The sequence below is a fragment of the Rothia sp. 27098_8_27 genome, assembly GCF_041432805.1.
GTDB lineage: Bacteria > Actinomycetota > Actinomycetes > Actinomycetales > Micrococcaceae > Rothia > Rothia mucilaginosa.
Genome location: NZ_JAPWAJ010000001.1, coordinates 900,485 through 923,452 on the forward strand (window position 1 = coordinate 900,485; position 22,968 = coordinate 923,452).

At 57.9% G+C, this 22,968-nt stretch carries 22 protein-coding genes; 6 read left to right on the forward strand and 16 right to left on the reverse strand.

Annotated features, from left to right (window positions below; all coding sequences use genetic code 11):
* Window positions 1-119: 119 nt before the first annotated feature.
* The 3 genes from O3675_RS03390 to O3675_RS03400 all read left to right on the forward strand — a co-directional run bounded on the left by O3675_RS03390 (window position 120) and on the right by O3675_RS03400 (window position 4,184).
* Entirely contained in the window at window positions 120-1,382 is a 1,263-nt protein-coding gene (locus tag O3675_RS03390) for a glycosyltransferase (RefSeq protein ID WP_371570981.1), read from the forward strand.
* A 28-nt stretch (window positions 1,383-1,410) separates the two neighbouring features.
* Window positions 1,411-2,193, forward strand: coding sequence for a phosphatase (locus tag O3675_RS03395; protein ID WP_371570984.1), 783 nt, complete (start codon window positions 1,411-1,413; stop codon window positions 2,191-2,193).
* Window positions 2,194-2,702: 509 nt separating this feature from the next.
* Window positions 2,703-4,184, forward strand: a complete 1,482-nt coding sequence (locus O3675_RS03400; RefSeq protein ID WP_044150222.1) for a sugar transferase — start codon at window positions 2,703-2,705, stop codon at window positions 4,182-4,184.
* A gap of 224 nt (window positions 4,185-4,408) precedes the next feature.
* Here O3675_RS03400 and O3675_RS03405 read toward each other — a convergent pair whose 3' ends face one another.
* From O3675_RS03405 to glmS, 3 genes are all read right to left on the reverse strand, one after another.
* Window positions 4,409-5,995 carry an NAD(P)H-hydrate dehydratase gene (locus O3675_RS03405; protein ID WP_314850380.1) on the reverse strand — a complete coding sequence of 529 codons (1,587 nt, stop codon included), beginning with the start codon at window positions 5,993-5,995 and terminating at the stop codon, window positions 4,409-4,411.
* Window positions 5,996-6,080: 85 nt separating this feature from the next.
* A complete protein-coding gene (locus O3675_RS03410) occupies window positions 6,081-6,521 on the reverse strand; it encodes a holo-ACP synthase (RefSeq protein WP_044150219.1) in 441 nt (146 codons plus the stop codon).
* A gap of 278 nt (window positions 6,522-6,799) precedes the next feature.
* Complete coding sequence (glmS, locus tag O3675_RS03415) at window positions 6,800-8,683, reverse strand: glutamine--fructose-6-phosphate transaminase (isomerizing) (protein WP_005505043.1); 1,884 nt, start codon at window positions 8,681-8,683, stop codon at window positions 6,800-6,802.
* A 184-nt stretch (window positions 8,684-8,867) separates the two neighbouring features.
* On the opposite strand from glmS, the gene coaA reads away from it, so the two are divergent.
* The 3 genes from coaA (at window position 8,868) to mscL (ending at window position 11,572) form a co-directional block, all read left to right on the forward strand.
* Entirely contained in the window at window positions 8,868-9,824 is a 957-nt protein-coding gene (gene coaA, locus O3675_RS03420) for a type I pantothenate kinase (protein ID WP_005505041.1), read from the forward strand.
* 151 nt (window positions 9,825-9,975) lie between these two features.
* Window positions 9,976-10,899 (forward strand): M15 family metallopeptidase, encoded by a 924-nt coding sequence (locus O3675_RS03425; RefSeq protein ID WP_005505040.1) that lies wholly within the window; start codon window positions 9,976-9,978, stop codon window positions 10,897-10,899.
* Window positions 10,900-11,191: 292 nt separating this feature from the next.
* A complete protein-coding gene (gene mscL / locus O3675_RS03430) occupies window positions 11,192-11,572 on the forward strand; it encodes a large conductance mechanosensitive channel protein MscL (RefSeq protein WP_049331947.1) in 381 nt (126 codons plus the stop codon).
* 172 nt (window positions 11,573-11,744) lie between these two features.
* Here mscL and glmM read toward each other — a convergent pair whose 3' ends face one another.
* The 13 genes from glmM to map form a co-directional block, all read right to left on the reverse strand.
* Window positions 11,745-13,103: a phosphoglucosamine mutase gene (glmM, locus tag O3675_RS03435; protein ID WP_070506905.1), complete on the reverse strand. Its 1,359-nt coding sequence runs from the start codon at window positions 13,101-13,103 to the stop codon at window positions 11,745-11,747.
* Between the two features lie 243 nt (window positions 13,104-13,346).
* On the reverse strand, window positions 13,347-14,414 hold the full coding sequence (gene ppk2 / locus O3675_RS03440) for a polyphosphate kinase 2 (RefSeq protein ID WP_070541458.1): 1,068 nt from the start codon (window positions 14,412-14,414) through the stop codon (window positions 13,347-13,349).
* Window positions 14,415-14,594: 180 nt separating this feature from the next.
* Window positions 14,595-15,086 (reverse strand): 30S ribosomal protein S9, encoded by a 492-nt coding sequence (gene rpsI, locus O3675_RS03445; protein WP_070541455.1) that lies wholly within the window; start codon window positions 15,084-15,086, stop codon window positions 14,595-14,597.
* A 31-nt stretch (window positions 15,087-15,117) separates the two neighbouring features.
* A complete protein-coding gene (rplM, locus tag O3675_RS03450) occupies window positions 15,118-15,561 on the reverse strand; it encodes a 50S ribosomal protein L13 (RefSeq protein WP_005505035.1) in 444 nt (147 codons plus the stop codon).
* 364 nt (window positions 15,562-15,925) lie between these two features.
* The gene (gene truA / locus O3675_RS03455) at window positions 15,926-16,891 is read right to left on the reverse strand and encodes a tRNA pseudouridine(38-40) synthase TruA (protein ID WP_070615115.1); all 966 of its coding nucleotides are present in this window, start codon (window positions 16,889-16,891) and stop codon (window positions 15,926-15,928) included.
* A 175-nt stretch (window positions 16,892-17,066) separates the two neighbouring features.
* Window positions 17,067-17,720: a 50S ribosomal protein L17 gene (gene rplQ / locus O3675_RS03460; protein WP_005505032.1), complete on the reverse strand. Its 654-nt coding sequence runs from the start codon at window positions 17,718-17,720 to the stop codon at window positions 17,067-17,069.
* Between the two features lie 105 nt (window positions 17,721-17,825).
* Window positions 17,826-18,818 carry a DNA-directed RNA polymerase subunit alpha gene (locus O3675_RS03465; protein WP_005505031.1) on the reverse strand — a complete coding sequence of 331 codons (993 nt, stop codon included), beginning with the start codon at window positions 18,816-18,818 and terminating at the stop codon, window positions 17,826-17,828.
* Between the two features lie 138 nt (window positions 18,819-18,956).
* Window positions 18,957-19,364, reverse strand: coding sequence for a 30S ribosomal protein S11 (gene rpsK / locus O3675_RS03470; RefSeq protein WP_005505028.1), 408 nt, complete (start codon window positions 19,362-19,364; stop codon window positions 18,957-18,959).
* Window positions 19,365-19,432: 68 nt separating this feature from the next.
* Window positions 19,433-19,801 (reverse strand): 30S ribosomal protein S13, encoded by a 369-nt coding sequence (gene rpsM / locus O3675_RS03475; protein WP_005505026.1) that lies wholly within the window; start codon window positions 19,799-19,801, stop codon window positions 19,433-19,435.
* A 179-nt stretch (window positions 19,802-19,980) separates the two neighbouring features.
* A complete protein-coding gene (rpmJ, locus tag O3675_RS03480) occupies window positions 19,981-20,094 on the reverse strand; it encodes a 50S ribosomal protein L36 (RefSeq protein ID WP_004005257.1) in 114 nt (37 codons plus the stop codon).
* Window positions 20,095-20,218: 124 nt separating this feature from the next.
* Window positions 20,219-20,440, reverse strand: coding sequence for a translation initiation factor IF-1 (gene infA, locus O3675_RS03485; protein WP_005505018.1), 222 nt, complete (start codon window positions 20,438-20,440; stop codon window positions 20,219-20,221).
* A gap of 286 nt (window positions 20,441-20,726) precedes the next feature.
* Window positions 20,727-21,941: a 23S rRNA (adenine(2503)-C(2))-methyltransferase RlmN gene (rlmN, locus tag O3675_RS03490; RefSeq protein WP_060824432.1), complete on the reverse strand. Its 1,215-nt coding sequence runs from the start codon at window positions 21,939-21,941 to the stop codon at window positions 20,727-20,729.
* A gap of 124 nt (window positions 21,942-22,065) precedes the next feature.
* Window positions 22,066-22,905 (reverse strand): type I methionyl aminopeptidase, encoded by an 840-nt coding sequence (gene map, locus O3675_RS03495; protein WP_314389469.1) that lies wholly within the window; start codon window positions 22,903-22,905, stop codon window positions 22,066-22,068.
* Window positions 22,906-22,968: the final 63 nt, after the last annotated feature.

The window sequence follows — 22,968 nt, forward strand, 5'->3', positions numbered from 1 at the left end:
CGGGTACTACAGGCTGCGCTTGGTCAGCCTCTTTTCTACTAAATTCTAGACCTCCCGGTGTGCGAAAGTCCTGTCGCGCTACACTAGGTCAGGTACACCTTTGAGAGAGGAAAGCATCGATGAGCACTCTGCCGCCGGTTCGGACGGTTCACGTGTATTCCATGCACACCGACCCTTTTGCGCAGCCCGGTAGCGGAGATGCAGGCGGCATGAACGTCTATATTGCCCGGTCGGTGCATGCCATGCTGGAGCTCAATCCCGAACTACGGGTTGAGGTTTTCACGCTGGACCGCGGTGAGGCGCTTCCGGCTGATTCGCCGTTCCGTCAGCCTCCTCAGCCCGGTGAGCGCCTTGTGCGCCACAGCCTTGATCTTCCGTCCGCTCGTGGTCTTTCGAAGAACGAGTTGGCTACGGTCACCGATGATTTTGCGCAGGCGTGTGTGGAGCAGGCACTGTACACCCCGGATATTATTCACGCCCACTATTGGCTATCTGGTCAGGCTGCGGCTCGCGCATCCCAGCTGTGGTCGGCTCAGGGCGCTGGCTTCCCGGTCCCCGTTCTTTTCACTCCGCATACGACGGCTGCCGCCAAGGATGCGCGCCGCGGCGAAGGTGAAGCGCCCGAGCCCGAGGAACGCTATGCCGCCGAGCGTCTGATGAGTGGCTCCGCGAGCCGGGTGATTGTGAATACCCCCCTGGAGGCGCAGCAGATGGGCGAGTACTACGGTACGGATGCGCAGAAGCTTGCCATTATCCCGCCGGGTGTTGACACCTCGATTTTCCATACGATTCCTGGCGTGCATCCGCTCAATGACACCTCGGAGACTCGTTGCCGCGTTGTGTTTGCCGGTAGGCCTCAGCCGTTGAAGGGCCCGCATCTGCTGGTGGAGGCGCTCGCGCTGCTCCCCTCCGACCTGCAGGTGGACGTGGATATTATTGGTCGCTCCGATTCGGATTATGAGCGCCACCTCCTGGAGCGTGCGGAGCAGCTGGGTGTGGCAGATCGGGTGCATTTGAAGGACCCGGTTCCGGCGTCTGAGTTGGCGAATATTTTCCGTGCCGCCGACATCGTGGCGTCCCCGTCGTCGTCCGAGACGTTCGGGTTGGTGGCTCTGGAGGCGCAGGCGTGCGGCGCGGCGGTGCTCGCTACGGATGCTGACGGTCTGCGCTTTGCGGTGGAGAACCACCGCACGGGCCTGCTGGTGGCGCCGCGCACCCCAGAACGTTGGGCTGCGGCTATTGAGCGTCTGGTGCGTGCCCCATATCTGCGTCATTCGTTGGGTGCAAACGCCGCGGCGCGTGCCCGCACGATGGGTTGGGAGCAGACGGCGCGTAAGACCCTGGAAGCTTATGCCGAGGTACGTGAAGGTATCTCGCAGTAATGTATTTTTCACGTTATGAGGAGTTTTAATGTCTTTCTCCATGAGCCGCGAAGAGTTCGCCGCGTACCTGGATTCGGTGCGTATTACCGGCGAGGTGGCAACCGCCCGAGAGAATAACCTAGACCATATTCAGGGTTTCCTGGATGGTAATGAGCACCTTGAGTTTGGTGTGCAGTGGACCCGCGAGTGGGATTACGATTCGGTGTTTGAGGTGATGGTTCGCCGCGCGGGTCTGAACCCGGATCGTTCGCATACTCACGGTCAGGACACTATTGGTGCTGAGCAGTGCATCAGCGCGCTGGAGGAGTACGCCCGCATCTTCGGTGAGGCGGTGCGTGCGGGTTCTCGTATTCTGTTTGCGACCGGTCACCCGGCGGGCCTGTTCCCCATCTATGCGGTGATGGCTGCGGCTGCGAAGGCTGCCGGTGCTGAGGTTCTCCAGATTGAGGAGGGCGAGCGCTTCCTGGACGGCGATGTCCGTCAGATTATGGATGTCGTGATGTTTGAGCAGTACGGTAATCTGCAGCATACGCATTTCCCCGGCCCGATGCGCATCGCACTGGATCAGTTGAAGGCGCGCGGTGTGACTCCGGATCTGGTGGTTTCGGATCACGGTATGGCTGGTTATGCTTCCTCGACCTGTAAGTTGCTGACGATTGGTATTGCGGATTGTAATGATCCGGGTCTGTTTGTGGCGGCTGAGCAGGGGGACCTGCCGGTGTGCGTGCCGATGGACGATAACGTTCCGCCGCGTCGTTATGAGCCGATGATTGATTTTATTTTGGATCGTGCGGGGCTTGAGCGTCCTTAATGTCCCTTTTACACCGTGTGTGTAGGGTTTGTTATTGAGCCTCCCGGGTTTGTCGTTTTATATGCCGGTTATTGTTTTTCTGCAGGCGTGTGAAACAGTCTGGTGTTTTTAGGATTTTCTTAGCTTCACTAGGCATTCTTCTCGGGGGCTCTTATTCTTTTCTTTTTCTGTGATTGATTTCATCACGCGGGAGCGACTTTACGACTTTATTCTTCGAGACGTAAGACCCCCGACCCCGTAGAATAGTTTACGGAACACGTTTATGCGCTCTGTGGGCTCATATAACGCTCCACTAGGCGTCTTACCAGCGCCTTTGCCGTAGTCTCTGCCATTATTTTCACTCAGTAAGATTAAGGGTTCACTCATTCATCAGGACAAAGACTAGGACACGATTCCCTATTCACCGATAATTAGGGGTAAATGTGCCTATTCGCCGCTCTCAGTCCACGACACAGGACAAATTTCCGGGGAAGATTACACCGTTGAAAGTACAAGATCGTCTTAAAAAAATGTGGGGTTCAGACTTCGTCGTCAAGCGAAGCTGGCATCCCAAGGTTCAGCGTGCCCTTTACTTTGGCGATTTTCTCGCCATTGCTATTGCGGTTGTCGCTGCGCATCTGATTCGTTTCGGGTGGGAGAATGCTGACCTGCCCTATGTGAACGTTTGGCCTATTAACGCCCTGGATGGCCGTATTCCCGCTATTGATTACATCTTCCTGGGCGTTGGTATGGTTGTCGGCTGGTGGTTTATCCTCCAGGTGAACGGCTCCCGCAGCCTGCGCATCATGGGGTTCGGCACTGAGGAGTACCGCCTCATTACTCGCGGTACTACTTACTTTTTCTGCTTGCTGATTATTGTGGCGTTCTTCCTTAAAGTTGACGTCACCCGCATGTACCTACTGATTGCTTACCCGCTGGGTCTGTTCCTTCTGCTCGTTGAGCGTTGGCTGATTCGTCAGGGTCTGGTGCGTTCGCGTACTCGCGGTCGTGCGTTGACTCGCGTCATGATTATTTCTGATGTGACGACTGGTCAGCACCTGTACAAGAACCTGAAGGATGTGGTTGCTTCCGGCCTGTCCCCCGCTGCGTTCTACCTGCCCGGTTTCACCCCGGGTACTACTGTTGCTGGCGCTCCGATTCCGGTCCTTGGTTACAGCACTTCTCCGGCTGACATTATGGAGGCCATCCGCGAGAACGATATTCACATGGTCGCGGTTACGAATGGTCACCACTTGAGCCCGGATCAGGTTCGTCTGCTGGGTTGGAAGCTTGCTGACGCGCATATTTCGCTGATTATGGCTCCTGCGACGACCGATATTGCTGGTCCGCGTATGCACATGCAGCCGCTGAATGGTCTACCGCTGGTGCACGTGTCGACGCCGCGTATTACCGGTCTGTCGGCGTTCTTCAAGCGCGCTGTGGATGTTGTGTCTTCGGGTCTGGGTTTGATTCTGCTGTCTCCGCTGTTCCTGGTGGTGGCGCTGCTGGTCAAGCGTGATGGCGGTCCGGTCTTCTTCCTGCAGAACCGTGTGGGTCTGAACGGTGAAATGTTCAAGATGGTGAAGTTCCGTTCGATGCGTACTGACGCCGAAGAGGTTAAGAAGCGCCTCCTGGAGCAGAACGAGGGTAATGGTGTGCTCTTCAAGATGAAGGACGACCCGCGTATTACCCCCATCGGCAAGTTCATCCGTAAGTACTCGATTGATGAGTTGCCTCAGCTGTGGAACGTGTTCATTGGCGATATGTCGCTGGTGGGTCCGCGTCCTCCGCTGGTTGAGGAAGTTGAGCAGTACGAGGACATTGCGTACCGCCGTCTGCTGGTGAAGCCCGGTATTACCGGTCTGTGGCAGGTTTCTGGCCGTAGTGACCTTTCTTGGGAAGAGTCGGTTCGTCTGGATCTCTACTACGTTGAGAACTGGTCGCTTACCGGTGACCTCATTATTCTTCTGCGTACTGTCCGTGCGGTTTTCGCTAAGGAAGGCGCGTACTAAGAAGAGTTGGGGGTCTCTCGCTGGTATGTATGCCGTTTTTGAAGATGCTGTTCCGGCACAGGCAGCTTGGCATCATCCATTGATATAAACGCACAGAAGGGGCGTGAATCCATTTCCGGTGGATTCACGCCCCTTCCTTTGTGCCTTCTGCCTGGTTCATTGAGAGACGCTCTAGAATCTCTGGAGGGCGTTAGGCTGGAGGCGGCGTACTGGGCGCCTCTGCCCTATTCGGCGATGAGTCGCGCAATGACTTCGGGGAGCATCTCCGCGACGCGGGTTGCCGGGGCGGGGCCCAGCAGTGCGTCCTTGACGCTTCCGGTGGCGCTGGCGCGTGCGGCTTCACCGTGCAGGTAGACTGCGAGCGCACCGATGGAGGCGTAGGTGCAGTCTTCCAGGGTTTCTCCGCGGGCTTCGAAGGCGGCTACGGTCTGGGCGAGCAGGGCGCCGTAGATGCCGGTGAGGGTGTCTCCGCTGCCTGCGGTGGCGAGCCAGGGGCTTCCTCCGGCAACGCTGTAGGTGGCGCCGTTGGGTGCCGCAATGAGCGTGTAACCGCCCTTGAGCATGACGGTCGCGCCGGAGAGTTCGGAGGCGGCACGCACCCAGCGGAAGGGCTCTGCGTCAATGTCCTTGCGGCTGGGTACGATGGCTTCGCCCAGGTGCTTCTTCCAGGTTTCGGGGGCGAGCTCGTGTACGACCCGCAGGAATCGTTCGAGTTCTGCCGCGTGCGGGGTGAGAATCTTGTGGGATCCGAGGTGCTTACCGGTTGCCATGTATTCTGCCGCCAGGTCGCAGGCACCAGCGTCGAGGATTGCGGGTTCGGGCGAGTGGAGCAGGTAGCGGTTCTTGTCCAGCGAGTCGTAGCTGGAGCCGGATCCGCCGGCCCAGACGGTGACCCTCTGCAGGGCGGGTGCGCCGCTGAAGTAGACGGTTTCGGGGTTGTGGGCGATCATGAGCTGGCGGAGCTCGTGGGAGTTGGCACCGAAGCGAACCATACCAACGCCGGTGTTGAGGGCAGCACGCACACTCATGAGGGCTGCGCCGGGGTATTCGAGGCTTCCAGTGAGCATGCCGAGTACGCCGCGAGTGTACTTGTGGGAGTGCTCGTCGGGGATTTCGATGAGTTCGCGGTAGTCTTCGCGGTCGAGAACACGCAGGGCGGGCTTGTGGGCGTCGAGGGCTTCGGGCACGCCCAGGTCGTAGAGTTTGATGTCTCCGGAGTGGACGCTGTGGCTGGTGCCTGCCGGCAGCTTGTGACCGATGAAGGTGACGGTGCGGTCGGCACGCAGGGAGGGTTCGTGCACGGTTCCGCGGTTGTTGTCGACTCCGGAGGGGGTGTCGACGGCGAGGACTGCGCCGAGCTTACCGTCGAGCTGCGCGGCGCGGAGTACGCCCAGGTATTCGCCGGCGCTACCGCGTACGGCGCCGCTGGAGCCGGTACCCAGGATGCCGTCGATGGTCAGGTCGTAGCCGGCAAGCTGCTCGTGGGTGTGTTCGGGGTCGAGCACGCGGGTGCCTTCGCCGCCTTCGCGGGCGATGAGTTCGAGGTTCTTTTCGCTGGAGTCGAAGATGACTGCATCAACGCGGTGACCCTTGGCGCTAAGGCGGGCGCCGGCGTAGATGGTGTCTGCGCCGTTGTTGCCCGGACCGATGAGCAACAGGATTTTGGCGTTGTCCTTGCCGCGGAGCAGGTCCTGTGCTTCGGCTGCGACGGCGTCTGCGGCGCGTTGCATGAGGTAGCCGTCGTAGTCGGCGGCTTCGATGTAGGGCTTTTCTGCTTCGCGTACCTGGGAAGCAGTGTAGATGAGCTTCATTGCTGTCTCCTTGGGTGGCACCGTGCGGGCCTTAGGGGTCACCGGGTGTGGTGTTGATGTGGCTCTGCGTTAATCGTCGGTGGCGTTAGTTTTCGTCGGTGTCGTCGCCGGCGATGACGCTGAGTCGGTAGCTTTCGGGGTTGAACTTTTGCAGGTGCGCCAGTTCTGCATCGCTGAGGTATTCGGCGGTTGCGATGGCGATGGCGATGGGTTCATCGTGGGTCAGCGAGAGGTGGATGCGGTTGATGCCGAGTTCTTTAGCACGGCGGGCGATGGTGCCCTGAATGATGAGGTAGGGTTGGCCGCTTTCGGCGGTGGCGACTTCGCAGTCTTGCCAGTTGAGTCCGGCGGGTGCTCCGAGTACTTTTGCGACGGCTTCTTTGGCGGCAAATCGTACGGCTTGGGAGCGTACATTCCGGGTACGTTCGTTGGGGGTGAAGACGCGGCGGACGAAGGCTGGTGTTTCGGTGACGATTCGTTCGAATCGTTCGATGTTGACGGTATCTACGCCGATTCCCATGATCATGAGCTTCACCTTCTGGGCTAGGGGTGGTGCCGCGTCCTGTTTGCGGTTTCTCTTGTTTTAAGTCTAGCGAGATTCGTTTCTTTTAGATGGGATAGCGGCAAATATGACGCATAGTTGATATCTGTTTCACAGCGTCTATTTTTGTTGGATCATCCACGAATAACCGCCTGAGTAAACGACAAGGGCGGTGGTTGAGTTCTCTAAGAACTCAACCACCGCCCTTGTCGTTATCGCCGAGGCGATTTCCGAGGATTACTCCAGAGGATTACCCTAGAGAATTACTCCACGGTCACGGACTTTGCGAGGTTACGCGGCTGGTCAACGTCCAGGCCCTTAGCTTCTGCCAGTGCGCATGCGAAGATCTGCAGGGGCACAGTTGCCAGCAGGGGCTGCAGCAGCGAGGGGCATGCCGGGACGGTGATGAGGCGGTCTGCGTAGGGCTTGACGGCCTCGTCGCCTTCCTCGGCGATGACGATGGTGAAGGCGCCGCGAGCGCGCACTTCCTGGATGTTGGAGACGACCTTGCCGTGCAGGGAGTCGCGACCGTTTGCGGAGGGAACCACTACGATGACCGGCTGGCCTTCATCGATCAGTGCGATGGGGCCGTGCTTGAGCTCGCCTGCTGCGAAGCCTTCAGCGTGGATGTAGGTGATTTCCTTGAGCTTGAGTGCGCCTTCCATTGCGACGGGGAAGCCCACGTGGCGGCCGAGGAAGATCACGGAGGAGGCATCCTTCATTTCGACGCCCAGTTCCTTGACCTGGGTGTCGTTGTCGATGACCTTCTGGATCTTTGCGGGCATGTTCTGCAGCTCGGCGAGGATCGAAGCGATTTCGTCCTTGTACTTGTTGCCGCGCAGCTGTGCCAGGTACAGGCCGAGCAGGTATGCTGCGGTGATCTGTGCCAGGAATGCCTTGGTGGATGCCACTGCGATTTCGGGGCCTGCGTGGGTGTACAGGGCAGCGTCGGATTCGCGGGGCAGGGTCGAGCCGTGGGTGTTGCAGATGGAGATAACCTTTGCACCCTGTTCGCGTGCGTGGCGCACTGCCATCAGGGTGTCCATGGTTTCGCCGGACTGCGAGAGTGCCACGATGAGGGTCTTCTCGTTCACGATGGGGTCGCGGTAGCGGAACTCATGTGCGAGCTCAACCTCGGTGGGGATGCGGCACCAGTGCTCGATGGCGTAGCGTGCCACCTGGCCTGCGTATGCTGCGGTACCACATGCGACGACGATGATCTTGTCGATGGTGCGCAGCACCGAGTCGTCAATGTTCAGTTCGTCGAGGGTGAGGTTGCCGTTTTCGTCGAGGCGGCCCATGAGGGTCTGCTCAACTGCGGTGGGCTGCTCGTGGATTTCCTTCTCCATGAAGGAGTTGAAGCCGCCCTTTTCAGCTGCTGCTGCGTCCCATTCGATGTGGAAGGGCTTGCCCTCTGCGGGGTTACCTTCGAAGTCGATGATGGAGTAGTCGGTGCCGGTGATGGTCACGATCTGGTCCTGACCCATTTCGACGGCTTCCTTGGTGTAGTCAATGAACGCGGAGACGTCAGAGCCGAGGAAGTTTTCGTTCTCGCCCAGGCCGATGACCAGCGGGGAGTTGCGGCGGGTTGCCACAACGCGGTCCGGGTGGTCGGCGTGGATAGCCAGGATGGTGAATGCACCTTCGAGGCGGTTGGATGCGACGCGTACTGCCTCGGTGAGGTCACCGGTGCCGAGCTTGTTGTAGATGCTTGCAATGGTTGCTGCAGCTACCTCGGTGTCGGTCTGAGATGCGAACTCTACGCCTTCGGCGAGTAGTTCGGCACGCAGTTCTGCGAAGTTTTCGATAATACCGTTGTGTACGACGGCGAGGCGGCCGTTGTCGACAACGTGGGGGTGAGCGTTGTTGTCGGTGGGTCCACCGTGGGTTGCCCAACGGGTGTGACCAATACCAATCTGGGAGTCCGGCAGGGGGTGTTCCTTGACCTCGTTTTCAAGGTTCAGGAGCTTACCTGCCTTCTTACGGAATACGATACCGTCGGGGCACACGAGTGCCACGCCAGCAGAGTCATAGCCGCGGTATTCCTGGCGGCGCAGACCTTCGAGGACCACATCGTATGCGTTGTGGTCAAACTTGTTACCGTCCGGAGCAGTGTCCAGACCTACATATCCTACGATTCCACACATGCTATAAGTTTATCCCACAAGTATCCAGATATGCGCACGGTGAAATACCGTTATACGTCACGTTTATTGTGGCTTTCCTAGCTTTATTGGGTTTTGTCCTTTTCTTCTCATACATTTATTTCTTCGAACAAACCGTGAGGGTGGGTATTTTCCCCGCGGGCTGAAAGTTCGTACACTTAGATAAATGAGCACCGCACCGTATTTTTCTGGCGATGACCGCTTCATGCATCTTGACCGTTCCCGTTGGTCGCACCTAGCCGATGAGATTTCTGTTCCCCTCAGTGCTGAGGAAATTGAGTCTCTTCGAGGCCTGGGTGAAACTGTCGACCTTGAAGAGGTGCAGCGTATTTATCTGCCGGTTTCTCGCCTTCTTAATCTGTATGTAACTGCCGCATCCTCGCTGAACCATATGACGAATGATTTTCTGCATGTGTCTCAGCGCCGCGTCCCGTTCATTATTGGTGTGGCGGGTTCTGTTGCTGTGGGTAAGTCGACGACGGCGCGTATTTTGCAGGCTCTTTTAAGTCGCTGGCCTTCGACTCCGAAGGTTCAGTTGGTGACTACGGATGGTTTCTTGTACCCGAATGCTGAGCTTCAGCGTCGCGGCATTATGCACCGCAAGGGTTTCCCGGAGTCTTATGATCGCCGCGCCCTGTTGAATTTTGTGTCGCAGGTGAAGTCCGGTGCCGAGCGTGTGGTGGCGCCGAAGTATTCGCACCTGTATTACGACATCATGCCGGATGAGCATATTGAGGTCACGGCACCGGATGTTCTGATTCTTGAGGGTTTGAATGTTTTGGCGCCTTCTCAGGCTGAGGGTCCGGAGACTTCCGATCTGACGCTGAGCGATTTCTTTGATTTCTCTATTTATGTGGATGCCCGCACTGAGGATATTGAGCGCTGGTATGTGAATCGTTTCTTGACTCTGCGTTCTTCGGCTTTTGCGAATCCGGAGTCGTATTTCAAGCGTTATGCGGAGCTGAGCGATGAGCAGGCGGTTGAGGTAGCGACCGGCATTTGGAAGAGCGTGAATGAGCCTAATCTGGTGCAGAATGTTTTGCCGACTCGTGCTCGTGCGCATTTGATTCTGCAGAAGGGTGCCGAGCATACCGTGGAGCAGGTTCTTCTGCGTAAGAACTAGAGGTTCTTTAGGTTTTTAGTGTTCGTGTGCGGCTTTTAGCCCGTATTGTGGTGCATTCTAGTAGAAGGCGCCGGAGGCTCCACTCCCTCGCGGGGTGGGTTTAGGCTTCCGGCGCTTTTTGTTTGCATCTACGCCATGATGAGGAGTTATTGTGAAGTCTCTGCACCGTACGTCTACCGCTCAGGAGTCTCTTAATAGTTCTGCGGTTAATAGTTCTGCAGTGAACCGCCGCGCTCTCTTGGGTGCCGCTTTGGGGGTTGGCGGTACCGCACTATTGGTGGCTTGTGGTTCGCAGGGTGGTTCACAGGGTCAGGGTGCCTCCTCTTCATCTTCTGCAGCGAGCGCTTCTGCTTCTGAGTCTGCGACGGCTTCAGTGGCTTCTTCTAGTGCCTCTTCCACTGCGGCGACCTCTTCTGCCGCGCCCTCCCCTGTTGCTTCTGCTACCGGTGCTTCTGCGAGCGCTTCTTCGTCCCCGTTGGCGCTTGCTCAGCCTAGTGTTGAGTCTCAGCCGGACTCGTTGCGTTGCCTCGTAAATAAGATGCGCCCCTTTGAGCAACAGGACTGGGAGCCGAGTGACCTGGTGGAGTTCTACGGTCATCAATTGCGTGCTGAGGCCGCTAAGGCGGCGGACACGATGGTTGATGCGGCGGCGACCGACGGCGTGACTCTGCTTGTTTCTAGCGCGTATCGTTCGTATGCGGTGCAGCAGCAGACCTATCAGTATTGGGTTTCGGTGAACGGTCAGCAGGTGGCGGATCAGTTGTCGGCTCGTCCCGGCTATTCGGAGCATCAGACGGGTTTGGCGATTGATTTTGCTTCTCCTGAGGGTTGCCGCCTGGAGGAGTGTTACCGCGATACGCTGGCTGGTCAGTGGTTGGCGAAGAATGCTCCGCGTTACGGATATATTTTGCGTTTCCCCGATGGTCGTCAGTCGGTGACCGGTTATCGTTTTGAGCCGTGGCATTACCGTTATGTGGGTGTGCAGATTGCTCAGGAGTATGTGTCTTCGGGTGCGAAGACTTTTGAGGAGTTTATCGGCACGGGTGCGGCACCCGATTATGCAAGTGCGAGCTAGGCTCTGGGCTAAGCTTTCAGCTTTGCCAAGTGCGTCGAGTGGTGATGTGCATCGTATTTCTAGCTTCCGTGTCGGAAATAAATAGGCACAGTAGATGCATATTTTTTCGCGTACACGCCGCGTAAATCCGCGATTTTTCGCAGGTTTCAGAGATTTTTACTCACCTTTATGTGACCTAGACCTTAAGTATTGGGTACCGCAGAACCACTGTGAAGAAAAACACATGCTTTACAACGAAAATTTTCTCAGAATATGGCATTTTCTGAGGCGAAAAGGCGCTATTCTATATCTCATGCTTAAGGGTTTTAAAGATTTTGTAATCCGCGGTAACGTCATCGACCTCGCAGTTGGTCTGATTATGGGTACCGCCTTCACCGCTGTGGTGACCTCGCTTGTCCAGGCCGTCCTGATGCCGGCTATCTCCATGCTGGTTGGCTCCCCCAACTTCGACAACTTCCTGGTCTTCGGCCAGATCAAGGTTGGCGTGTTCCTGACCGCTATTGTCAACTTCATCCTGATTGCAGTTGCTGTGTACTTCGCAGTTGTTGTGCCCACTCAGAAGCTGACTGAACTCGCGCTGGCTAAGAAGAAGGCTGAAGACGAGGCTATTGAAAAGGAAGAGACCGAGCTTGACCTCCTGAAGGAGATCCGCGACGCTCTGGCAAAGAAGTAATTTCTCTGCTCTCTAACACTAACTTTCGAACCCCCGTATCCCTGTGGATACGGGGGTTTTCCGTATCCACATCCCCTACGACCACCCAAGATAACGAAGAAGGGCTGGGAAGGTAACACCTTCCCAGCCCTTCTCTATCCTCCACTGCGGTCTTCACACCGGAAGAATACGTTTAGAGTGCCAATTCCTTAGCCACAACGTCAGCCAGCTGCTGAGCAACCTCATCAGCCTGCTCCTGGGTTGCAGCCTCAACCATCACGCGGACCAGAGGCTCAGTGCCGGATGCACGCAGCAACACACGGCCGCTCTCACCCAGTACTCCTTCAGCCTCGCTCACAGCGGTAGCGAGCGCCTCGTTGGTCTTGACCGCCGCACGGTCAACGCCCTTGACATTGATTAGGCGCTGCGGGGTGGGCTGCATGCGGGATGCCAGCTCCGAGAGGGTCTGACCGCTACGTGCCACCTCTGCAGCCAGCTGGATGCCGGTCAGAACGCCGTCACCGGTGGTTGCGTAGTCGCTCATGATAACGTGGCCGGACTGCTCGCCACCGAGGTTGTAGCCGTGCTCGCGCATAGACTCGAGGACGTAGCGGTCGCCCACAGCGGTGCGGCCGAGGGTAATGCCGTGCTCGCGCAGGTACAGCTCCAGGCCCAGGCTGCTCATTACGGTTGCGACGAGGGTGTCCTTTGCGAGCTTGCCTTCGCGCTTAGCGGCAACAGCCAGGATAGCCATAATCTGGTCACCGTCTACCAGATTGCCCTTTTCGTCAACTGCCTGGCAACGGTCCGAGTCGCCGTCGTGGGCGATGCCGAGGTCCGCGCCGTGCTCAACGACTGCTGCCTGCAGCTTCTCGGGGTGGGTGGACCCCACGCCGTCGTTGATGTTGGTGCCGTTGGGCTCTACAGCCAGTGCGATGACCTCTGCACCCAGTGCCTCGAAGGTTGCCGGGGACGCCGCGTAGGCTGCACCGTTTGCACAGTCCAGAACAATCTTCATGCCTGCGAGGGGCTTGCCATCGGGCAGGGTGGAGACCAGGTGCTTCACGTAAGCCTCGGTACCGTTCTCCAGGGGCTTGACGGTACCCACAGCGCCACCGGTCGGGTAGCGGAAGGACTTCTCGCGGTAAACGCGCTCAATAGCGTCCTCAACGGAGTCTTCCAGCTTCTGGCCGCCACGAGCCAGGAACTTAATACCGTTGTCCGCTGCAGGGTTGTGCGATGCAGAAATCATCACGCCGAAGTCAGCACCGGTGTGTGCCACCAGGTAAGCTGCTGCGGGGGTGGGGACAATGCCGGCATCCAGCACGTCAACACCTGCGCTAGCGAAGCCAGCCTTCATCGCAGAGACAATAAAGTCTGCAGAGGATCGGGAGTCATTTGCAATCACGGCACGGGGGCGTACGCCCTCTTCTACCGTGTCAAAGCCCAGAACAATAGAAGCCGCCTGCGCGAGCTCCATAGCCAGGGCGGGAGTAATTACATCGTTTGCCAGACCGCGTACGCCGTCGGTTCCAAAAAGTCGTTCAGTCACCCTTTTATTTTACGTTGTGCGTAACTCTGCTTAGGCGCATACACCGTAAATTCTTCATAATCAGAAAATGATTTTCAGCGGCTACATATCTGCTTCATAGCTAATATTTCTGCAGACGCGCAAAGGTGCCTGCTCTCCGTTCCCGGGGTTGGGAAAAGAGAGACAGGCACCTTCATAATGCAAGCTATTTGGCGGCTCTATCGCCGTAGGGTTGAGTTGTTGCTCTCCCCTATCTATCAACGCTTACTTGACGACGGGGAAGCCGTCGGGGGAGTCACCGGACTCGTCCTCGAAGACGTGTGATGCGGAGCGAACGATCAGCGAGTCGAGCTCGCCCACGACTGCCTCGTCCTTGGAGGGGTAGTCGAACTGGGAGAGCACGTAACGCATTGCTTCCAGACGTGCGCGCTTCTTGTCGTTGGACTTGATAACGGTCCAGGGGGCGTCACCGGTGTGGGTGTAGAAGAACATTGCTTCCTTTGCCGCGGTGTAGTCGTCCCACTTGTCCAGAGATGCCAGGTCGGTGGGGGAAAGCTTCCACTGGCGGACCGGGTCGGTACGGCGGGAGGTGAAGCGTGCGAGCTGCTCTTCGCGGGTGACGGAGAACCAGAACTTGATGATATGGATACCGGAGTTCACCAGCATGCGCTCCAGGTCCGGAACTTCGCGCATGAACTCGAAGTACTGTGCCTGGGTGCAGTAGCCCATAACGCGCTCAACGCCGGCACGGTTGTACCAGGAGCGGTCCATCAGGACGATTTCGCCGCCGGAGGGCAGGTGCTTGATGTAGCGCTGGAAGTACCACTGGGTCTGCTCGATGTCGGTCGGCTTCTCCAGTGCCACAACGCGAGCGCCACGGGGGTTCAGGTGCTCGGTGAAACGCTTGATGGAGCCGCCCTTACCTGCTGCGTCACGGCCTTCGAAGATAATCAGAATCTTCTGACCGGTGGACTTAGCCCAGAGCTGCAGCTTCAGCAGCTCAATCTGCAGGGCGCGCTTTTCCTTCTCGTATGCCTTACGGCTGAGCTTGGTGTCGTAGGGGTAACCCTTCTTCCATGCCTGCGAGGTTTCGTCGTCCTTCTTGTCCTTGCCGAGGGCGCGGGTGAGGGAAGCCATTTCGTCCAGCTCTGCCGAGTAGTCTTCGACAACGGAGGTGCGGCGTGCCTGGGGCTTCAGGGCTTCCTTGATGGCTTGTTTCTTCTCAGAACCGGTGTGTGCGTGTGCGCCTTCAGCGGCGTGCTGGTGGGCTTCAGCCTGAGGAGCCTCCACTGCCTTCTCTTCGGGCTGGGTGGAGGGATTCTGCTCTGCCATGAGTACTCTTTTCTTCCTGTCTGCTTTGACTCTTTAACTCTACCGGTGTGCTCTTCGATGAACAAACGTAACAGTTATATGCACCCTATAACCTTGTAACGCTCACGGTGAGTAGATACGCAAAACGCCCCGAATCTCCCGAAGGAGAAGCGGGGCGTAACGCTTCGTGAAAACCAGCGATTAACGCTTGGAGAACTGCGAAGCCTTGCGTGCCTTCTTAAGACCAGCCTTCTTACGCTCGATGACGCGTGCGTCACGGGTCAGGTAGCCAGCCTTCTTCAGTGCGGGGCGGTTGTTTTCGCGGTCGATCTCGTTCAGTGCACGAGCGATACCCAGGCGCAGAGCACCTGCCTGACCGGAGGGGCCACCACCGTTGATGCGTGCGATGACGTCGTATGCGCCCTCAAGCTCCAGGAGCTTGAAAGGCTGGTTGACGTCCTGCTGGTGCAGCTTGTTGGGGAAGTAGTCTTCCAGGCTACGACCGTTGATGGTCCAGTTGCCGGAACCGGGCACAACGCGAACGCGTGCCACTGCTTCCTTGCGGCGACCAACTGCTGCGCCTGCAACAGTCAGGGCCGGGCGTGCTGCCTTAGCCGCTGCGGGAGCAGCGGACTCCGAGGTGTAGCTGGTCAGCTCTTCCTCGACTACGATCAGCTCTTCGTTCTGAGCCACGATTTCTCCTATTGTTTCTCGTAGGCCCGAATTACTGGGCGACCTGGTTGAATTCGTAGGTCTTGGGCTGCTGTGCCGCGTGCGGGTGCTCGGGGCCAGCGTAGACCTTCAGCTTCTTGAGCTGCTGTGCAGCAAGCTTGTTCTTGGGCAGCATGCCCTTGACAGCCTTCTCAACCGCGCGAACGGGGTTGGTCTCAAGCAGCTCTGCGTAGTTCACGGACTTCAGACCGCCGGGGTAACCCGAGTGGCGGTATGCACGCTTCTGCTCGAGCTTTGCACCGGTCAGGGCGACCTTCTCAGCGTTCACGATGATAACGAAGTCACCGGTGTCAACGTGGGGAGCAAAAGTCGGCTTGTGCTTACCGCGCAGCAGGATAGCGGTCTGGCTTGCGAGGCGGCCGAGAACAACGTCGGTGGCGTCAATGACGTGCCACTGGCGCTCGACTTCGCCGGGCTTGGGAGTATAAGTGCGCAAAATATTGGCCTTTGTCTCGAAATGTACATACGGCGCTTAGTTGGGTATCGCGCCTTTTACTTACGTGCATGACGAACACCCGGGTGAGGACCGAGCTGCCGCCCGTTCTGCCCGTACTCTAGACCGCCTTAACGTCCTGCAACTAGACAGCGATTTAGAGCGCGCTCGGGTAGAACACGCACAACATATCAAGACTATACAGGACGTCGAGTGCTTAATCCACCGCCAAAGCCTTAAAAATAGGGCTTTTTTGTCTTAAACACATTTTAAATTCCATCCGTGTAATTCACCCGGGGTAGTTGCGCTCCCCCGCGACGCTTCACGGCGCATGAGCAACGTGACGGGGCTCAATATATACAGGGCGTTAAGCGCTCTGCGCTTCGTGGTCCTCTCGCTTTGCTCGAGCACGTTCCGCCTGCTCTCCATACAACTCCGGGGCAGGGTAGTAAATCTCAGCTAGTGCCAGAGCATGCGGAGGCGCAAGAGTCAGCGAAGCTTCGCGTCCCGGGTTCTCGATCCGCTCACGCAACCAGGCCGCGTCACGTTTACCCGTGCCGTAGAGCACCAACGCACCCACAAGTGAACGCACCATGTGATGACAGAAGGCATCAGCCACCACACGCACCTCAATAAGGCCACTTTCAGCACGAGTGAAGCTAAGCTCTCGCAGCTCACGAATCGTGGTCGCGCCTTCACGCGGCTTGCAGAAGGAGAGAAAATCACGCAGGCCGAGTAGCTGCTGCGCCGACTGGTTAAGATCAGCACAATCCAGGTGCTCAGGTACCGCCCAGGTGTAGGTACGGTGCAGAGGATTAAGACCGTCCGCCGCGCCATCTGCAATGCGATATACGTAGCGGCGACCGGTAGCCGAGAAGCGCGCATCAAAATCGAAGGGAACCCCAGTGACGCGGTGAATCTGAATAGCGCCCTGCAGAATGCCGCGAACGTTCTTCGGCAAGTTCAACTGCTCTTCCGCATCGTAGAGGCAGCGCTGAAGAGCACCGGTGAGGCGGCGGCCCAGGGCAGCCGTCGGGTCGTCCTCCCCCGTTCGACCTTGCAGGCGAGTCCAGTCCTCATCGTTCAGATCGCAATGCAGGGTCTGGGCTTCCGCATGCACACCGGCATCAGTTCGACCCGCGACCACCACGCGGTGAGGCGCCCGCAAAATCAGTTCAAGGGCATTCTCAATGACCCCCTGCACGGTAACCAGGTTCGGTTGGGCAGCCCACCCGCTAAAAAGAGAACCGTCGTAGGCACAATCAATGCGCACGCGGTGCGTAGCAGTGAAGGGCTGTTCTTCACGGTTCTCTAAAGCAGTAGCGTTATGCATTGGTGTGCCTTTCAGCGGTAAAGGACGGTTGAAGAATACGGATCGGCTCTTGTATTAGCGAATACGCAAAGAACCGTCTCCTTGTTAAGTATGCAGATACACCAATCCGCCGCCCACAGCAGTGGACGGCGGATTGACATATTTTAGGCTTAGCCTAAATCAGCTGGGATCCGTATTACTCGGAAACCTTCTGTGCTGCTGCGCCACCTGCGGGGGCGTAACCTGCAGCCTCTGCCGACTCAGCGGAGTCGAACCAGATTTCAGCCTTGGTGCTGGAGTACCAGCGGGAACCGGGCACGTGGTACTTCATGGAATCGGCGTTACCCTTAACCTCGAAGCCCTCGGGAGCCTCGCCGGACTCCAGGGGTGCGTGGGAACCTGCCGGCAGGCCCTCAGCTGCTTCAGCCTTGGGAGCCTCAGCTGCCTTCTCAGCAACCTTGGTTGCCTCAGCAACTGCACCCTTGGTTGCAACGGGCTCCATGACGAGCTCGATGACTGCCATGGGAGCGTTGTCACCCTTACGGTTACCGATCTTGATGATGCGGGTGTAACCACCGGGGCGCTCTGCCATTGCCGGAGCAATAACGGTGAAGAGCTCGTGCACGACGGACTTGTCGGTGATGGAACGCAGCACGCGACGGCGAGCAGCCAGGTCGCCCTTCTTACCGAAGGTGATGAAGCGCTCTGCCACCGGACGCAGGCGCTTTGCCTTGGTCAGGGTGGTGGTGATGCGCTTGTGCTGGAACAGCTGCGCCGACAGGTTGTTGAGCATGTGGCGCTCGTGGGTCGGGGAACCGCCGAGGCGGGGACCCTTAGTGGGAGTAGGCATAGTTAAATCTCCATAGTTGCGTTCCCTAACGCCCCAGCAGCGGAGCCTCTTAGGGAATCAAGTTTGACTGATCCCGGTGGAACCGGGTGAACTATTCGGTCGAAATTATTCGCCGGAACCGTCTTCGTCATCAAGCGGGCGTGCAGCAGGCTCGAAACCGGGAGGGGAGTCCTTCAAAGCCAGGCCGAGCTCGATGAGCTTTGCCTTGACCTCGTCAATGGACTTAGCACCGAAGTTACGGATGTCCATCAGGTCAGCTTCACTGCGGGTCACGAGCTCACCCACGGTGTGGATGCCCTCGCGCTTGAGGCAGTTGTAGGAGCGGACGGACATGTTCAGGTCCTCGATCGGCAGTGCCAAATCAGCGGCCATGGACTCGTCGGCGGGCGACGGGCCAACTTCGATACCCTCAGCTGCAATGTTCAGCTCACGTGCCAGGCCGAAGAGCTCGACCAGGGTGCTGCCTGCAGAAGCAACGGCGTCACGCGGTGCGATGGCTTCCTTGGTTTCGACGTCCAGGGTCAGGCTGTCGAAGTCGGTGCGCTGCTCAACACGGGTCGCGTTCACGCTGAAGGTAACCTTCAGAACCGGGGAGTAGATGGAGTCAACCGGGATACGGCCAATCTCGCCATCGCCGACCTTGTTCTGAGCTGCAGTCACGTAGCCGCGACCGCGCTCGATAACCAGCTCAGCGTTGAAGTTTGCCGAGGCGTTCAGGGTTGCCAGGTGCAGTTCCGGGTTGTGGATCTCCACGCCAGCGGGAACCTCGATGTCGCCTGCGGTCAGTTCACCTTCGCCCTGCTTGCGCAGGTAGGCCACGACGGGCTCGTCGTTCTCAGAAGAGATGGAGAGCTTCTTGATGTTCAAGATGATCTCAGTGACGTCCTCGGTCACGCCGGGAACGGTGCTGAACTCGTGCAGTACGCCATCAATGCGGACGCTGGTAACAGCGGCGCCGGGGATGGAGGACAGCAGAGTACGGCGGAGGGAGTTACCCATGGTGTAGCCGAAACCGGGCTCCAGAGGCTCGATGGTGAAGCGCGAGCGGTTGGGCGCTACGACCTCTTCAGTCAGAGTGGGGCGCTGTGCAATAAGCACTTTGTTTCCTTTCGGTGAGCTCCGCTATATGAGCCCACAGGTTGGGGAAAACATATCTTAGGAAGCAGACGGGTGTCTGTACTCTCCGGGTACAGCTCCGTGGAGTGTACCCGTCGAGGGATTAGGTCAGGGACCTAATTAGACGCGGCGGCGCTTCGGGGGACGGCAACCGTTGTGTGCAACGGGGGTAACGTCCTGGATCGAACCGACCTCGAGGCCTGCAGCCTGCAGGGAGCGGATCGCGGTTTCGCGACCGGAACCGGGGCCCTTGACGAACACGTCAACCTTGCGGACGCCGTGCTCCTTGGCGCGGTTTGCAGCAGCCTCAGCAGCCAGCTGTGCGGCGTAGGGGGTGGACTTACGGGAGCCCTTGAAGCCCATGTCGCCAGCGGAGGACCAGGAGATCACTGCACCGGTGGGATCGGTGATGGAGACGATGGTGTTGTTGAAGGTCGACTTGATGTGAGCCTGACCAGCAACGATGTTCTTGCTAACCTTGCGGCGGTTGGTCTTACGAGCTGCCGCAGCGCGAGTCTTGGGAGGCATTTTTGATTCTCCTACAAAGGTTTTCTAATACGTTGGTCGGATAGAGATATCCAACAGAGCAACGTTGCTTACTTCTTCTTACCTGCGACGGTACGCTTCGGGCCCTTGCGGGTACGTGCGTTAGTCTTGGTGCGCTGACCGTGAACCGGCAGGCCGCGGCGGTGGCGCAGGCCCTGGTAGGAACCGATTTCAACCTTACGGCGGATGTCAGCTGCAACCTCGCGGCGAAGATCACCTTCAACCTTGTAGTTGCCTTCGATGAAGTCACGAAGTGCCACGAGCTCCTGGTCGGTCAGGTCCTTGACGCGGGTGTCAGGGTTGACGCCGGTAGCAGCGAGGGTTTCGTGTGCACGGGTCTTGCCCACGCCGTAGATGTAAGTGAGAGCAACTTCCACGCGCTTTTCGCGGGGAATATCAACTCCAGCGAGACGTGCCATACTGGCTTCTCCTTGTTGTTTTCCAGAGGTCTATAGCATCACTGCCCGGGTTGTTCTGACCCGGTCCCCGGCCTCTGAGTCCGGAGGTATCCGAAGGCGCCTCGTTGGCGTTGCTTCGGAGCGGTGCCTATGACAATTCCGCCCTCTTACAGGGCGGCTATGAAGTCAGCTGCTAGGGATTAGCCCTGGCGCTGCTTGTGGCGCGGGTTTTCGCAGATCACCATGACCACACCGTGACGGCGGATCACCTTGCACTTATCGCAGATCGGCTTAACGCTCGGCTTGACCTTCATCGCATTCCTTTTGATTGCAACTTGATTACTGGCGAGATAAGAGGTTCCCTCACTTACGTTGGGGAACTGCGTTATCCCTTTGAACACGATTTAAACGCCGCCAGGGGCGACGTTTATCTCGGGTTTACTTGTAACGGTAGACGATACGACCTCGGGAAAGGTCGTAGGGGCTCAGTTCCACTACTACTCGGTCCTCAGGCAGGATGCGAATGTAGTGCTGACGCATCTTGCCCGAGATGTGCGCGAGAACCTTGTGGCCGTTATCCAGCTCAACACGGAACATCGCGTTGGGCAGAGCTTCAACCACAGAGCCTTCAATCTCGATGACGCCGTCTTTCTTAGCCATATCCTCCGCTAACGTCGGTGCCCGTCGCAGGTGCGGCGGGCAAATGTATCTTCTGTTTGTGAGCTCACCTCGGTGAGGCGCTAGGGCGTTTTAAGGCGCACTTAACACTGGCACAAACAACCAACTGTTAACTCTACGGCAAAGACCGTGGAAAAACAACCGTGATTTTTATGACATCAGGCACTTAAGGTTTAAAAGGAAGAAGCCCCTCCCCCGCGCTCCAGGAAGTCTTAAGGACTTCCTTCCGCAGGAAAGGGGCACCGTTTATCGACCAAAGCTCAGCCGCTTAGTCTTCCTTAGCGGCAAGCTGACCGCATGCTCCATCAATATCGGAACCGCGAGTATCACGAATAGTCGTCGGAATACCGTGAGCACGCAGACGCTCCACAAAGTTCTGTTCAACGCCCTTACGGGATGCCGTCCACTTCGAACCCGGGGTCGGGTTCAGCGGAATCGGGTTCACGTGCACCCAACCACGGCCGCGCTGCGCCAGCTTCTTACCGAGCAGATCCGCACGCCAGCCCTGATCGTTAATATCGCGAATCAGCGCATACTCGATGGAGACGCGACGGCCGGTCGTACGGTAGTAGTCGTACGCAGCGTCCAGGGTCTCATCAACCTTCCAACGCTGGTTAATCGGAATCAGTTCATCACGCAGTTCATCATCCGGAGCGTGCAGAGACAGAGCCAAAGTAATGGGCAGCTTCTCCATCTCAAACTTGCGAATACCCGGCACCAGGCCCACGGTTGACATGGTCAGGCCACGAGCAGAAATACCCAGGCCCTCGGGGGAAGGATCAATCAGACGGTGCACAGCACCCATGGTTGCCTTGTAGTTAGCGAGCGCCTCGCCCATACCCATGAAGACAATGTTGGAAACACGCAGCGGACGAGTATCCTCAGAGCCACCTTCTGCTTCTTCCAGGCCCTTCATCTGCTTCAGGTAGCGGGCACCAGCTACGACCTGCTCCACAATTTCTGCAGTAGAGAGATTACGGGTCAAACCCTGCTGACCGGTTGCACAGAAGGGGCAGTTCATACCGCAGCCAGCCTGCGAAGAAATGCACATGGTCACGCGGTTGTCATAGCGCATGATGACGGACTCAATGAGCGCACCGTCAAAGAGGCGGTGCACAACCTTCAGGGTATCACCACCGTCAGCTTCGAGGGTACGGACCGGGGTCAGCAGCTGAGGCATCGCCTGTGCAACCATCTGCTCGCGGTCCTTAGCCGGCAGGTCAGTCATCTCGGCGGGATCAGTGACCAGACGCTCAAAATAGTGCTTTGACAGCTGCGACGCACGGAACGACTGGTAGCCCAGTTCCTTCAGAAATTCGCGGCGACCAGCCATGTCGAAGTCAGCGATGTGTTTGGGCGGCTTCGCACGGCGCGGTGCTTTCAGGGCAATCTGGCCGGGGGCGGGGCGAACGTTCGAGATTTCAACCGGCACCTTGGTCGCAGCGGGCGCGGATGCCTCGCCGCTGTTGAGAGTTTCGCTCATGGAGCTTCTTCCTTATGATGTGGATGCTTTCGGATGCGCTATCACGCACCGGACCGGATTCGCCGGTTTCTTCGGGTGGAGGTGGGGCAGCTAAAGGTGGGTTCCCCTCCCCCAGTGGTGGGACTTAGGCGGGAATCGGAACCGGGGTTACGCCGAAGCGAGCAAGTTCGCTTGCGCCGCCGTCTTCTGCGGTCAGAACCCAGATGCCTTCGCTGTGCACAGCAACGGAGTGCTCCCACTGGCACGCATCGGAGCCGTCAACGGTCACAACGGTCCAGTCATCAGAGAGTACCTTGGTCTCGATAGAACCGGTGACGAGCATCGGTTCGATAGCGAAAGCCATGCCGGGCTTGATCTTCGGGCCCATGTCACGTACTGCGTAGTTCAGTACGTCCGGCGCCATGTGCATCTGGGAACCGATACCGTGGCCCACGTAGTCTTCAATGATGCCGTACTTATCGCCGTATTCTTCGGTCACGTACGCTTCGATGGCAAGACCAATTTCGCCGACCTTCTTTGCGGTTGCCAGAGCGGCAATGCCGTGCCACATCGCTTCGCGGGTGACGGCGGAGAGCTCTGCGCGGGCTTCGCTTACGTTGTCACCAACCAGCACAGTACGTGCCGAGTCACCGTGCCACTGGCGGTTGGTAGCGGGGTCGATGACGTATGCGCCACCGTCGATGGAGAGAATATCGCCCTCCTTGAGCACGTAGTCGCCGGGGATGCCGTGAACAACCTCGTGGTTGACGGAGGTGCATACGGTCGCAGGGTAGTCGTAGTAGCCGTAGAAATTGGAGGTGCCACCCAACTCCAGCATGGTGCGTTCAAAGGCGGCGTTCACCTCTGCGGTGGTTACGCCGGGGCGCGCTGCCGCCACTGCAGCATCGAGTGCACGGCTGGTAATGACGCCTGCACGAGCCATCTGCTGAAGCTGTGCATTGGTTTTGATTTCGACTCGTGCCATTCTGACTCCTTAGGTATGTGGGGCGGTACGCCCAAGCTTAGAACTCTACAGACAGCACTGTAC